Origin of the sequence: Agrobacterium vitis (assembly GCF_037039395.1) — a bacterium.
Lineage (GTDB): Bacteria > Pseudomonadota > Alphaproteobacteria > Rhizobiales > Rhizobiaceae > Allorhizobium > Allorhizobium vitis_E.
Genome location: NZ_CP146242.1, coordinates 154,940 through 168,213 on the forward strand (window position 1 = coordinate 154,940; position 13,274 = coordinate 168,213).

Annotated in this window: 17 protein-coding genes; 9 read left to right on the forward strand and 8 right to left on the reverse strand. The window is 58.1% G+C overall.

Annotated features, from left to right (window positions below):
• Positions 1-104 precede the first annotated feature (104 nt).
• Both V6582_RS03270 and V6582_RS03275 read right to left on the reverse strand, forming a co-directional pair.
• Complete coding sequence (locus V6582_RS03270) at positions 105-677, reverse strand: GNAT family N-acetyltransferase (protein ID WP_156633447.1); 573 nt, start codon at positions 675-677, stop codon at positions 105-107.
• Between the two features lie 122 nt (positions 678-799).
• Complete coding sequence (locus tag V6582_RS03275) at positions 800-1,957, reverse strand: pyridoxal phosphate-dependent aminotransferase (protein WP_156633446.1); 1,158 nt, start codon at positions 1,955-1,957, stop codon at positions 800-802.
• 306 nt (positions 1,958-2,263) lie between these two features.
• On the opposite strand from V6582_RS03275, the gene V6582_RS03280 reads away from it, so the two are divergent.
• The 5 genes from V6582_RS03280 to aat all read left to right on the forward strand — a co-directional run bounded on the left by V6582_RS03280 (position 2,264) and on the right by aat (position 6,107).
• Positions 2,264-3,025 (forward strand): DsbA family protein, encoded by a 762-nt coding sequence (locus V6582_RS03280; RefSeq protein WP_156633445.1) that lies wholly within the window; start codon positions 2,264-2,266, stop codon positions 3,023-3,025.
• Between the two features lie 125 nt (positions 3,026-3,150).
• Positions 3,151-3,588: a type II 3-dehydroquinate dehydratase gene (aroQ, locus tag V6582_RS03285; RefSeq protein ID WP_156633444.1), complete on the forward strand. Its 438-nt coding sequence runs from the start codon at positions 3,151-3,153 to the stop codon at positions 3,586-3,588.
• 25 nt (positions 3,589-3,613) lie between these two features.
• Complete coding sequence (gene accB, locus V6582_RS03290; RefSeq protein WP_015915707.1) at positions 3,614-4,102, forward strand: acetyl-CoA carboxylase biotin carboxyl carrier protein; 489 nt, start codon at positions 3,614-3,616, stop codon at positions 4,100-4,102.
• A gap of 4 nt (positions 4,103-4,106) precedes the next feature.
• A complete protein-coding gene (gene accC / locus V6582_RS03295) occupies positions 4,107-5,459 on the forward strand; it encodes an acetyl-CoA carboxylase biotin carboxylase subunit (protein ID WP_015915706.1) in 1,353 nt (450 codons plus the stop codon).
• 9 nt (positions 5,460-5,468) lie between these two features.
• Positions 5,469-6,107, forward strand: coding sequence for a leucyl/phenylalanyl-tRNA--protein transferase (gene aat / locus V6582_RS03300; RefSeq protein ID WP_156633443.1), 639 nt, complete (start codon positions 5,469-5,471; stop codon positions 6,105-6,107).
• A 27-nt stretch (positions 6,108-6,134) separates the two neighbouring features.
• Here aat and V6582_RS03305 read toward each other — a convergent pair whose 3' ends face one another.
• The 5 genes from V6582_RS03305 to gatB form a co-directional block, all read right to left on the reverse strand.
• Positions 6,135-6,527 carry a DUF2155 domain-containing protein gene (locus tag V6582_RS03305; protein WP_234889792.1) on the reverse strand — a complete coding sequence of 131 codons (393 nt, stop codon included), beginning with the start codon at positions 6,525-6,527 and terminating at the stop codon, positions 6,135-6,137.
• A gap of 251 nt (positions 6,528-6,778) precedes the next feature.
• Complete coding sequence (locus V6582_RS03310; protein WP_156633442.1) at positions 6,779-7,177, reverse strand: NADH:ubiquinone oxidoreductase subunit NDUFA12; 399 nt, start codon at positions 7,175-7,177, stop codon at positions 6,779-6,781.
• Positions 7,178-7,277: 100 nt separating this feature from the next.
• Positions 7,278-7,739, reverse strand: coding sequence for a GNAT family N-acetyltransferase (locus V6582_RS03315; RefSeq protein ID WP_156633441.1), 462 nt, complete (start codon positions 7,737-7,739; stop codon positions 7,278-7,280).
• Positions 7,740-7,778: 39 nt separating this feature from the next.
• The gene (locus V6582_RS03320) at positions 7,779-8,297 is read right to left on the reverse strand and encodes a GNAT family N-acetyltransferase (protein WP_156633440.1); all 519 of its coding nucleotides are present in this window, start codon (positions 8,295-8,297) and stop codon (positions 7,779-7,781) included.
• A 6-nt stretch (positions 8,298-8,303) separates the two neighbouring features.
• Positions 8,304-9,806 carry an Asp-tRNA(Asn)/Glu-tRNA(Gln) amidotransferase subunit GatB gene (gatB, locus tag V6582_RS03325; RefSeq protein WP_015915700.1) on the reverse strand — a complete coding sequence of 501 codons (1,503 nt, stop codon included), beginning with the start codon at positions 9,804-9,806 and terminating at the stop codon, positions 8,304-8,306.
• A gap of 3 nt (positions 9,807-9,809) precedes the next feature.
• Between gatB and V6582_RS03330 the strand changes: the two genes are divergently transcribed.
• From V6582_RS03330 to V6582_RS03345, 4 genes are all read left to right on the forward strand, one after another.
• Entirely contained in the window at positions 9,810-10,031 is a 222-nt protein-coding gene (locus V6582_RS03330; RefSeq protein ID WP_156633439.1) for a hypothetical protein, read from the forward strand.
• A 125-nt stretch (positions 10,032-10,156) separates the two neighbouring features.
• Positions 10,157-10,906, forward strand: coding sequence for a glycosyltransferase family 2 protein (locus V6582_RS03335; RefSeq protein WP_156633438.1), 750 nt, complete (start codon positions 10,157-10,159; stop codon positions 10,904-10,906).
• Positions 10,899-11,222: a lipid-A-disaccharide synthase N-terminal domain-containing protein gene (locus tag V6582_RS03340; protein WP_060715729.1), complete on the forward strand. Its 324-nt coding sequence runs from the start codon at positions 10,899-10,901 to the stop codon at positions 11,220-11,222. Before V6582_RS03335 ends, V6582_RS03340 begins: the two co-directional genes overlap by 8 nt.
• A gap of 13 nt (positions 11,223-11,235) precedes the next feature.
• On the forward strand, positions 11,236-12,678 hold the full coding sequence (locus V6582_RS03345) for an ArnT family glycosyltransferase (RefSeq protein WP_156633437.1): 1,443 nt from the start codon (positions 11,236-11,238) through the stop codon (positions 12,676-12,678).
• A gap of 11 nt (positions 12,679-12,689) precedes the next feature.
• On the opposite strand, the gene V6582_RS03350 is transcribed toward V6582_RS03345, so the two are convergent.
• Positions 12,690-13,208, reverse strand: a complete 519-nt coding sequence (locus V6582_RS03350; RefSeq protein WP_015915696.1) for a GNAT family N-acetyltransferase — start codon at positions 13,206-13,208, stop codon at positions 12,690-12,692.
• Positions 13,209-13,274 lie beyond the last annotated feature (66 nt).

The window sequence follows — 13,274 nt, forward strand, 5'->3', positions numbered from 1 at the left end:
CGTCTTAAACATTCAAAAACGGCCACGCTCCAGCGTGGCCGTTTTTGTTTTGGGGACGAGAACAGCAAGCGTTCGTTCGTCCTATGGTCTGTGAAACGGTGTGATCAACCGAAATCCGGCGCTGCCACCGATAATGGCCTCACGCGCTGCATGACCAGCGTCGGTCTGCCCATATAGGTCGCCTCGCCCTTACGACTATAGCCGCTTTTCTCCGCAACCCGGATCGATGCCTGGTGCTGTGGGTCGAAAAGGCAGACTGTTTCTGCATGGGCAAAATGCCGATCGGCCCAGCCAAGCGCGGCGGTGACGGCTTCGGTGGCAATGCCCCGACCATGGGCGTCCGCAATCAGCACCCAGCCAATTTCCGGCACCTCGTCCAAGGGTGGGGTGATATCGCGCTTGTACTTGGCAAAGCCGACTTCGCCGAGAAAGTCGCCGCTGATCCGGTCTTCGACAACCCAATAGCCGAAGGATAGCGCCTGCCAATGGCCGATATAGCGCAGCAGCCGCGACCAGCTGTCGGATCGGTTCGATGGCTTCCCGCTGATATAGCGCACCACTCTCTCATCCGCCCACATCCGGGCCGATGCCTCGAAATCCTCGAGGCGATGACCGCGCAACCGCAGCCTTTCGGTTTCAAGAACAGGCACGCGCGGCAACATTGGCTCATCCTGCATTTGGCACCCCTGCTGCGTCTTGAGCGATCCTGACAAACAGAATCAACCCTTTCACAGATTGATTCAAGAGCTTGCCACATTGAATCTGGATGCGACTCTAAGCACTTGATCCTTATTGAAAATCAGCCAACCCAATTGGCAATGCGGTCGGTGGCATCGGTCAATTCGGCCAGTGTCCCCGCATAGGAAATCCGCAGGGCCCGGTGGCCTTCCAGCGGATCGAAATCCAGGCCAGGCGTTGCCGCCACATGAGTTTGTGCCAGCAATCTGCGGGCAAATTCCATACTATCATTGGTGAAGCGACTGACATCAACATAGGCATAGAAGGCGCCGTCCATGGGAGACAGTAGTGGCATGCCCAGCGCCGGCAGCCGAGCCTGGAGAAAATCGCGATTGGCGCGGCAACCGGCCCGGTACGCTTCCAGCGCATCGCCTGCTTCAAGCGCAGCCATGGCGGCAATCTGCGATAACTCGGGCGCCGAAATATAGAGGCTCTGGGCCACGCATTCCACGCCACGCACCAATGCTGGAGGCAGGACCATCCAGCCGATCCGCCAGCCGGTCATCCGATAATATTTGGAGAAGGAATTGATGACGACGGCATTCGGCGCGAACTCCACCGCGCTCGCTTCCTCCACGCCATAGGTCAGTCCGTGATAGATCTCGTCGGAGATGAAGCTGACACCATTGTCGTCGCACCACAACGCCAGACGCTGTAACGCAGCCCGGCCGGTGACCGTGCCGGTGGGATTGGCGGGGCTGGCCAAAAGCACGCCTTTCAGCCGCACACCCGCTGCCTTCGCCGCACGCTCCAGACTGTCCGGCGTCAGGGTGAAATCAGTCTCGGGGCCAACCGGCACTTCAATCACCACCAATCCCAGCGCCTTCAGGATGTTGCGATAGGCCGGATAGCCAGGCCGGGCGATGGCCACCGCGTCGCCTGCCTCAAACAGCGCCAGGAATGCCAGGTTGAAACCCGCCGACGAGCCCGTCGTCACCATGATCCGCTCCGCCGCGACCTCCGTGCCGTGACGACGGCGGTAATAATCGGCAAGCCCCTGGCGCAGGTCGGCGCGGCCAAGGGCGTCGGTATAACCGATCTGTCCCGCTCGCAAGGCCAGTTCCGCCGCACGGATCGCCCGCTCAGGCGCTGGTGCGCCAGGCTGGCCAACGGCAAGCGAAATCACCGGATGGCCAGCGGCCTTCAACCGGTTGGCCTCGGCCAGAATGTCCATGGCGTGAAACGGTTCGACGGCACTGCGGGTGGAAAGCATAACCAAAACGGATCTCTTTCTATTCGATAGGACGGTCCAATAGGAGGCTTAAACAGAAATGCGCCCGACATTTGCCGCATTGCGCACCGTATCACAATGGCGAGAGCCATGCCGGAATGCGTTTTCCCGCTTTTCCCGGCCAGTGAATGCGTTACGGTCGAATTTTCAATTCGAGGTGGATTCACCGCGAAAATAACCGGATAGACTGGACCGCCGGCGCTGCGGCTGGCACAACGCCCTAAGACCGGCAGGGCGGATATCCATACCGCCGAAAATCATGGCCGAAGATAATGGCCAGAGACGAGGATTGACATGAAGACACGATTTTTTCGCACCGCCGTTCTGGCAACGCTCATTGCCACGACCGGCCTCGGCGCACCAGCCTACGCGCTGGATGACAAGCAGAAGCAAGAAATCGGCGCCTTCATCAAGGAATATCTGATCGCCCATCCGGAAATCATGCTCGACGTGCAGGACGCCCTGCAAAAGAAACAGGAAGCGGCCCGCGCCAGCCAGGCCTCCAGCGGTATCGAACGCAACAAGGCGGAAATCTTCAATTCGAAGGACGATATCGTCCTTGGCAATCCGAAGGGCGATGTGACCATCGTCGAGTTCTTCGACTATAATTGCGGCTATTGCCGCCATGCGCTGGCGGACATGGACACCATTCTGAAGACTGACAAGAATGTACGGTTCGTCCTGAAGGAATTCCCGATTCTTGGGCCGGATTCGATGGCAGCACACCGGGTTGCAGACGCTTTTCGCAAGCTGGCGCCGGAAAAATACAGCGACTTCCACCATGCCCTGCTGGGCAGTGAAGGCCGCGCCACGGAAGAAAGCGCCATTGACGCCGGTGTGACGCTGGGGGTTTCCGAAGCAGCCCTTCGCAAGGAAATGACCGACAGCCCCAATGACACATCCGTCAAAAAGGTCTATCAACTGGCCCAGGCCCTGGGCATTAACGGCACACCCGCCTATGTGATCGGCAACGAACTGGTTTCCGGTGCCATCGGTGCCGATGCTCTTCAGGAGAAGCTGGCGAATGTTCGCGCCTGCGGCAAATCAACCTGCTGAATCCACCAGATAGTCGCGATATCCAGCTGATTTTACAGTGAAGCCATAGGGAGAAAAGCGCAAAGGGCTTTTCCTTCAACGGATGCCGGTTTATAGGAGGCGGTCGAAAACGCGACGGAACAGCAATGAGCAGAACAATTTTCGTGCTGAACGGCCCCAATCTGAATGCGCTTGGCAAGCGGGAGCCCGGGATTTACGGCGGCAAGACACTGGCCGACATCGAAGCGGATTGCGTTCGATTGGGTGAGCAGCTCGGCATTGCCGTGGACTGCCGCCAGAGCAATCATGAGGGCGATCTGGTCGATTGGCTGCATGAAGCGGGCGATAAGGCTGTCGGTGTCGCGCTCAATGCCGGTGCCTATACGCATACATCGATCGCACTGCATGACGCCATGCGGGCGATTACTGTTCCGGTCATCGAAGTTCATATTTCGAATGTCCACGCGCGGGAAGAATTCCGCCATACCTCAATGATAGCGCCCGCCGCCAAGGGAGTTATTTGCGGCTTCGGACCGCATTCCTACCTCCTGGCGCTGCAAGCGCTTGATAACCTCACACGATAGAACAAGAAATTCAGGGACAACCTCCATGGCAGAGAAGAAAACCGGCATCGATCAGGCGCTTATCCGCGAGCTGGCGAATATCTTGAACGAGACCGATCTGAGCGAGATCGAAGTGGAACAGGATGCGCTGAGAATTCGCGTTTCCCGCGCCGCGCCGCAAATGGTGGCTCCGCAGATGATGGCAATGCCGCAGATGCAGTATGGCGCGCCTTATGGTGCCCCGGCACCTGCCGCAGCACCTGCTCCGGTCGCGGTCGCAGCTCCTGCTGCCCGCGATCTGTCCAAAGCCGTAACGGCTCCCATGGTCGGCACGGTCTATATGTCCCCCGCCCCCGGTTCCAAGCCCTTCATCGAAGTTGGCTCGACGGTCAAGGAAGGCCAGACGCTGCTGATCATCGAAGCCATGAAGACAATGAACCAGATCCCTTCGCCTCGTTCCGGCAAGGTCGTCGAAATCCTCATCGACGATGCAAGCCCGGTCGAATATGGCGAAGCCATGGTCATTATCGAGTAAGCCGATGCCAGTCATCTCAAAAATACTCATCGCCAATCGCGGCGAAATCGCCCTTCGCGTGCTGCGCGCCTGCAAGGAGCTTGGCATTGCCTCCGTTGCCGTGCATTCCACAGCGGATGCCGACGCCATGCATGTGCGCCTCGCCGACGAAAGCGTCTGCATCGGCCCGCCGCCCTCGCGTGACAGCTATCTGAACATCCACCAGATCGTTGCCGCCTGCGAAATCACCGGGGCGGATGCCGTCCATCCCGGCTATGGATTCCTCTCGGAAAATTCCAAGTTTGCCGATATTCTCGATGCCCACGGCATTACCTTCATCGGACCGACCGCCGACCATATCCGGCTTATGGGCGATAAGATTACCGCCAAGGAAACCGCAAAATCGCTCGGCATTCCCGTGGTTCCCGGTTCCGCTGGCGAAGTAAAGCCGGAAACTGCGCTGGAAATCGCCCGCGAAATCGGCTTTCCAGTGCTGATCAAGGCAACGGCTGGCGGCGGCGGACGCGGCATGAAAGTCGCGAACACCGAAGCGGAGCTGGAAGAAGCCGTTTCCACGGCCCGTTCGGAAGCCGCTGCTGCTTTCGGTAACGACGCCGTTTATATGGAAAAATACCTCGGTACGCCCCGGCATATCGAAATCCAGGTATTCGGCGATGGTGAAGGCAATGCCATTCACCTGGGCGAACGCGATTGCTCGCTTCAGCGCCGCCACCAGAAGGTCTGGGAAGAGGCCAATTCCCCTGCCCTGACCCAGGAACAGCGGATGAAGATCGGTCAGATCTGCGCCGACGCCATGAAGAAGCTGAAATATCGCGGCGCTGGTACGATCGAGTTCCTCTATGAAAACGGCGAGTTCTATTTCATCGAAATGAACACCCGTTTGCAGGTGGAGCATCCGGTGACGGAAGCCATTACCGGCATCGATCTGGTCTATGAACAGATCCGCGTTGCATCGGGCGCTGGTCTTTCCGTGACGCAGGAAGAAGTGGAATTCCGTGGCCATGCCATCGAATGCCGCATCAATGCCGAGGACCCGCGCACCTTCACGCCGTCGCCTGGCACCATCACCCATTTCCACGCTCCTGGTGGCCTTGGGGTGCGGGTGGATTCCGGCGCTTACGCCGGCTACAAGATCCCGCCTTACTATGATAGCCTGATCGGCAAGCTGATCGTGCATGGCCGCACCCGCGAAGAATGCATGATGCGTCTGCGCCGGGTTCTGGATGAATTCGTCATTGACGGGATCAAGACGACCCTGCCATTGTTCCAGGATCTGATCAACAATCCGGATATTGCCAAGGGCGATTACGACATCCATTGGCTGGAGCACTATCTGGCCAAGACGTCCACGAAATAAGGACATAGAATGGGTCGGCGCAGCAAGGATAGAAGCATCACACCCGACATCCTGTTGCGCGCCTATTCCATCGGCTTGTTTCCCATGGCCGAATCCAGTGACGACCCGGAGCTGTTCTGGGTCGAGCCTGACCTGCGGGGCATTATTCCCCTCGACAGTTTTCACTATTCCAAAAGCCTGGCCAAGATTATCCGGCAAAAGCCGTTTGATATCCGCTTCGATACGGCTTTTGCTGCGGTTCTGGACAAATGCGCCGAGCCCGCGCCGGACCGGCCCAGCACCTGGATCAACCAGACAATCCGCGATCTATACACTGCCCTGTTTCACATGGGCCACGCCCATAGCGTCGAAGCCTTTGAGGGTGATGAACTGGTCGGCGGCCTTTACGGCGTGTCTCTGGGGGCGGCGTTCTTCGGCGAAAGCATGTTTTCCCGCCGTTCCAATGCATCGAAAATCTGTCTTGTGCATCTGGTCGAAAGGCTGCGGGCACAGGGTTTCGTGCTGCTCGACACCCAGTTCACCACCGAGCATCTGAAGACCTTCGGGGCGATAGATGTGGCGAAAGACGAGTACGGCAAAATGCTGGAAGAGGCCGTCACTATGGCCAATGTGCCGTTTCTACTACCGGAAGAAATCAGTCCAGAATAGCTGGTTTTCGACATTCCGATTTTTGGCTTATTTTACCGGCTTCGGCACGTCGGAGGTCTGCTTGCAATCTTTCAGCCAGACATCGTAGATCGGGTGCTCGATGGCGTTCAGCGCCGGGCTATCGGCAAACATCCAGCCTGAAAAGATCTGGCGGATGCGGCGGTCCAGGGTGATTTCCTCGACCTGCACGAAGGCGTCGACATGCTGGGCCTCGGTTTCATCGCGGGAATAACAGGCCTTGGGTGTCACCTGCAAGGCGCCGAACTGGACTGTCTCATTGATATAGACGTCAAATTCGGTAATTCGCCCGGTGATCTTGTCCAATCCCGAAAAAACCGCGACGGCGTTGGAAATGCGGGCGGCATCGGCTGGAACAGTGGCCGTTATCGAGAACGCTGCCGTGAGGCTGGTTGCTGCCAGAACCGCTCTCAACACCCTTTTCGTCTGTTTCACAGATCGTATTCCTGTCGTTTCCGGCCGTCGTCGCTCAGATGGGCCAATTTTCAGATGCGTCAGCAATCGGACCGGCGATCCGAAGTGCAGACACGTCCGCCCTATGCGCAAAACAAATGTCAGCAGGAAAGCGCTGACAAACCCATGTACCGGAAATTTGTGGCCAAAACCGGAAGAGCGCACAACGTGTAACCCGTCATGCGCTCACAAAGTCTCTGTTAATTGCCGGGCGTCCAGGCGTCGTAGTCGCCGGTGACGCGCGGACGGGCACCGGTCGCGGCAAGAGAGCCCTGCGGACGATAGGCTTTTGCGGTGCCGGTCAGGTTTGCCTCATGCGGCTTTTCCCATTCCCGTGGCACGTAATTGTCCTTGGTGGGCGGTACGTCGGTGCGGTGATGCATCCAGCCATGCCAGCCGGGCGGAATGGCAGAGGCATCGGCATAGCCGTTGTAAATCACCCAGCGGCGTTGCAGGCCGAAGCTGCTCATGCCGCCTTCATAGTAGACATTGCCTGCCTCGTCTTCGCCAACGCGCTTGCCTTCACGCCAGGTGAAGAAACGGGTTCCGACGGTCTGGCCACTCCACCAGGTGAAAATCTGCAACAAAAGCTGCTTCATGTCTTTTCCTCGGCTCCGCCACGGTCTGGCGGCTTTCAATGATAATCTGCTTATGACGCCTTGACGGGCGCTTGTCCAGAGATTCGGGTCAAAGCCCTGTTCATTTCAGCTTGAACTTGAAGCCGAAATGGCTCTTCTTAAAGCCCAGCCACTCATAAAACCGATGCGCGTCGAGCCGCACCGCGTTTGACGTCAACTGCACCTGCCGCAAGCCCTGCTCCCGTGCCTGTTCAAGGCAAAATTCGATCATCTGCGCCCCGATCCCCTGCCCCCGGCAATCGGCCCGTGTCTGCACGGCCTCGACGATCATCGAAGACGACCCGCGCCCGGTCAATGTCGTGGTGACCATGGTCTGGAAGGTGCCAACCACCGTGCCATCACGCTCCGCCACATACAGGATCTCATTGCTCGATGCGGCAATGCGGCGAAAAGCAGCAAGGTAATCCGGCAGGGCATCGGGGTCTGTGGTATCGCCATGACCGCCGAGATCGTCAGCGGCAAACAGCGCCACCACCGCGACAATATCCGTTTCTTGTGCCGGGCGAATGGTCAACGGGGACATGATGATCCTGAAGGTTTCGGGCTGAGGGTTATAAACGCCCTAGAAAGGCCCGGATAAAACATTGGCCAGCGGCTTTTCCATGACCAAGCCTTCGATGCTGCTGCCCGCTGCACCGCAATTCTGGGTGCGATCGACCTCCACGAAGCCGTGGCTGGTGTAAAAAGCGACAGCACCGGTATTTTTGGGCTCCACGTCCAGCCGCAGGATCTCGGCGTCCGGGAAGCAGGTTTCCAGTTCGGCCAGAATGTCGGTGCCAATGCCCTGACGGTGAAAGCCGGGGTGGACGTAAAGCTGATGCAGAATGGCGGTCTTGACCATATTGTCCGCCATGGCGGCAAAACCCATGCCGCCGAGGCGCTTGCCATCGTCAGCCACCAGAAATTCACCGCCCTTTTTCGCCAGCCTGGCTTTCAACGCGGCAGCCGAATGCCAGGTATCGATAATCTTCTGCACCTTGGCCACGCCATAGAGACCGTCATAGGTGGCATGCCAGGTGTCCGACAGCAGCACTCGCACCTTTTCCAGATCCCGGTCATTGGCGGTGCGGATGAAGAACATCGGACTTTACTCCTCCAGGCCCAGCTTGGCCTTGACCAGCGCCTGCACCGCCTGCGGATTGGCCTTGCCACCGGTCGCCTTCATCACCTGACCAACAAACCAACCGGCCAGGGTCGGCTTGGCCAGCACCTTGGCGACCTGATCGGGATTGGCGGCGATGATTTCATCCACAGCCTTCTCGATGGCGCCTGTGTCAGTCACCTGTTTCATGCCCCGACTCTCAACGATATCGGCGGGGTCTCCGCCCTCGTTGAAGACGATTTCAAACAGGTCCTTGGCGATCTTGCCGGAAATGGTCTCCGCCTTGATCAGATCGATGATACCACCGAGCTGGGCAGGTGAAACCGGAGTCTCTTCAATGCCTTTACCGGCTTTGTTCAAGGCGCCCAGCAAGTCGTTGATCACCCAGTTGGCGGCAATTTTGCCATCGCGACCGGCGGCCACGGCTTCGTAATAGTCAGCAATCGCCTTTTCAGACACCAGCACCGAGGCATCGTAGACGGAAAGACCCAAGGAGGCGACAAAACGTGCCTTCTTGTCGTCGGGCAATTCCGGCAGATCCTTTTTCAAGGCCTGCACGAAGGCATCGTCGAATTCCAACGGCAGCAGGTCGGGATCGGGGAAATAGCGATAATCATGCGCGTCTTCCTTGGAGCGCATCGAGCGGGTCTCGCCCTTGCCCGGATCAAACAGCCGGGTTTCCTGATCAATCGAGCCGCCATCCTCCAGAATAGCGATCTGGCGACGAGCTTCATACTCAATGGCCTGACCGATGAAGCGAATGGAATTGACGTTCTTGATTTCGCAGCGCGTGCCGAATTCGCCGCCCGGCTTGCGCACCGAGACATTGACGTCGGCGCGCATCGAGCCTTCGTCCATATTGCCGTCGCAGGTGCCGAGATAGCGCACGATAGAGCGCAGCTTGGTCATATAGGCCTTGGCTTCGTCGGAAGAGCGCATGTCCGGCTTCGACACGATTTCCATCAGCGCAACACCGGAGCGGTTCAGGTCGACATAGGACATGGTCGGGTGCTGATCATGCATCGACTTGCCGGCATCCTGCTCCAGATGCAGCCGCTCGATACCGATTTCGATATCCTCGAAATTGCCCTGACGATCGGGCCCGAGCGAAATGATGATCTTGCCTTCGCCGACAATCGGGTCCTTGAACTGCGAGATCTGGTAGCCCTGCGGCAGGTCGGGATAGAAATAGTTCTTACGGTCAAAAATCGAACGCTTGTTGATTTTCGCCTTCAGGCCAAGACCGGTGCGCACCGCCTGGCGAACGCATTCCTCGTTGATAACAGGCAACATGCCGGGCATGGCCGCATCGACCAGCGACACATTGTCATTCGGTGCATTGCCAAATGTGGTCGAAGCCCCGGAAAACAGCTTCGACTGACTTAGCACCTGGGCATGAACTTCCATGCCGATAACGATTTCCCAATCGCCGGTGGCGCCGGGAATCAGGCGTTTCGGGTCGGGGGTGCGCGTATCGACAAGGGTCATGACATGCTCTTTTTCAGACCAATTCCGGCAAAAACACGAGAGATTTCGCCTGAGGAATTGCACAAACATAAAGAAGCCGGAGCGGGAGGCGATCTGGAAAAAACAGCAATGCTCCGACAGGTGATTTTCACCTTCCCGGTTAGAACAAATGCGCGGAACGCGCAAGACGGAGCAGCACCCTCGCCTGTCAAGGAACGGCCTGACGACACTGAAAAGAGCGGATGACGTGGCAAAATTAGCGGTCGCTCGCAAAATGCGGGGCAAAGCAGTCTCAACAGCCTTTCAAGGCGGATGACGCGCCTTGGAAAACAGGCTATGGGGGCGGCGGAGAACAGCCTTTGGAAACAGACATGAACGCCCAATTGCCCCGCTTTGCCGTTGTCGTCCCCATGAAGAATGAGGCGGATAACATCGACCTGCTGATCGGCGAGATCGAAACCGCCTGTCAGGGCGAGGAGTTCGAAGCAATCTTCGTGGATGACGGCTCAACCGATGCCACACTTGCCCGGCTGAAGCAGGCTGCGAGCGCCAAGCCATGGGTGCGCGTGCTGCATCATCCCACCTCCGGCGGTCAATCGGCAGCGATCCATTCGGGCGTCAATGCGGCGCGGGCGCCTGTCATCTGCACCATGGATGGCGATGGCCAGAACCCTCCCTCGGAAATTCCCCGTCTAGTCGCCCCGCTTCTCACGACAGGTGTCGATAGCGACCTTGGCCTTGTAGCCGGACAGCGGGCCAAGCGGCAGGACACTTTGTCGAAGAAGATCGCCTCGCGTCTTGCCAATGGCATCCGCCAGAGCATCTTGCAGGACAAGACCCGTGACACCGGCTGCGGGCTGAAAGCCTTTCGGCGCGATGCGTTTCTGGACCTGCCATTTTTCAACCACATGCACCGCTATCTGCCGGCCCTGTTTTCCGCCTATGGCTGGCGGGTGGCGCATGTGGATGTCGGCCACCGGCACCGCCATGCTGGTGTTTCGAATTACAACAATCTTCAGCGTGCGCTGGTCGGCATTCATGACCTGATCGGCGTCAGCTGGCTGATCAAACGCCGCAAGACCGTGCGCCCGCAGGATATCGGACCGTCATCTCATGAATGATCTTCTCGCCTATTTCAAAATCCACGACACCAACGATCTGATCTGGCTGGCGCTGGGGGTGATTGCCCAGTTGATGTTTTCGCTACGGTTCATCATCCAGTGGCTGGTGTCTGAAAAGCAGAAACGTTCGGTCATTCCCGCCGCCTTCTGGTGGTTTTCGGTGATCGGCGGTATCATGCTGCTGGCCTATGGCATACACCGAGGCGAGCCGATCATCATGCTTGGCCAAGGGCTTGGCATCATCGTCTATATCCGAAACCTGATGCTGCTGCATCAGGGCCGCAAGACCGATCTGCCCTCCGAATCCAAATCATAAACCGGCGGCCCCGATGCGCATCACTCTGACCACCAGCGTCTTCCTCATTCTTGCCATCACGCTCTACCGGGTCGTGATGCTGCATTTCGACGGCACAGACCTGTTTGTGGATGAGGCGCAATACTGGCTGTGGTCGACCCATCTCGACTTCGGCTATTACTCAAAGCCACCGATGATCGCCTGGGTGATCCATCTGTTCACGCTGATCGGTGGCAGCCAGGATATTCTCTGGATCCGTGTGGCAAGCCCGCTATTCCATATGGCAACGGCGCTGCTGCTGATTCCGGCGACATCTAGGTTGACCGGCTCTGAAAAGGCCGGGCTTTGGACAGGACTGAGCTATGCGACCCTGCCGGGCGTCGCATTGTCATCGGTGTTCATGTCCACCGACACGATCCTGTTTCCCTTCCTGGCGCTGACGCTGCTGTGTTATGCGCATCTGATCGAGCGCCGCTCGGCTGGCTATGCGGTTCTGATGGGCATCGCCATTGGCTGCGGCACCCTGTCGAAATACGCGATGCTGTATTTCGCCGCGACCGCGATCATTGCCGCCATCGCTCTGCCCAAGGCACGCATCGCGCTGCGAGACACCGTTCTTGCCATCTTCGCGGCCGCTGTGGTCATGGCTCCGAATATCTGGTGGAACAGCACCCATGGCGGCGCTACGCTGAAACACACCTCGGAAAATGCCGATTGGCATGGGCTGAATTTCAATATCGGCAAGGCGGCAGAGTTTCTCGGCAGTCAATTCGGCGTGGTCGGACCGGTGCTGTTTGCCGCGCTGCTGATCGTATTTTACCGGATGCTGCGGGGCCAAACCTCCAAAACCGAAAAACATCTGTTCATCCTCTCCTGGCCGATCATTCTCGCTATCGTTTTCCAGGCGTTGATGTCGCGCGCCTATGCCAATTGGGCAGCCACCGCTTACGCAGCCGGGACCATGCTGGCGGTGTGGTATCTGCTCCAGGCCTCACCTCGGGCGCTGAAAATCTCGCTGGCGATCAACGGCATCGTCGCCATCGCCTTTCCGCTGCTGGCAGTCTTTCCTCAGGATGTCACGACACCGAAGGGCCAACCGGTGCTGGCGCGTTATCTGGGACGGTCCGATTTGAGCTGGGCGATTGCCACGACAGCCGCGAGGAGCGGCACCGCCACCATCGTCGCTGATAACCGCGATATTCTTGCCGATCTGTTTCACACGCTGCGTGACGAACCTTTCGCCATCAAGGCCCGGACTGCCGGTGGTTTTCCGCGCAATTATTATGAGCAGGAATTTCCGCTGACCTCGGCGCTCGGCACGGAAACCGTACTTTATGTGACCGGAGCCAATGTCACTTGCCACGGCGCGGTGGTCGATCCGGTCGCGGATCTGACGCCGAAGGATGGCTATCTCATGGGACGCAAGCTGAAAGCCTACGCGATTTCCGCCAGCTGCCTGACCAACCAGTTGACATAAGCTGCCCGCCCCTACTCGAACCCGCCGCCGGGGCCATAAGTAAAGCTGCGTTTTTCAACGAGACGCTTCGACATGCCGACCGTTTCCACATCCCGGTCCAGCTTCGGATTATAGACCACCGACAGCCAGTGGACGCTATAACCATGGTGTTCGAAAAAACCGACGGCCTGACGGTTGCGGGCATGGGTTTCCAGATGTGCCTCCTCAAAACCCAAGTGAACGATATCTTCCTCGATCGAAGCGAGCAGCGCCTTGCTATAGCCGCGCCGCTGGTAATCGGGATCGATCCAGAAATCGGAAATCTTATCATCGAGATTTTCGCGCGCCGCCCAGCCGACGGGGTGACCTGCATGTTCGACCACGGACATGGTGATCAGGTTCGAGCGGGCAAAATTGGTGAATGCGCTGCGGGCAGTATCAACCATCGTCCGGGTTTCACCGACGGGAATCATCGCCTGCTCCCAGGCGCGAAAGCCGATATCGGCCAAAACCCCTGCTTCGTCGGAATGCGCGCTGCGAATCGTCGACATCGGCTCCTCACCTGGATGATCGGTTGAGTAGATCACCAGGAATGCAACAGCGCCAGTAGCGTTAAG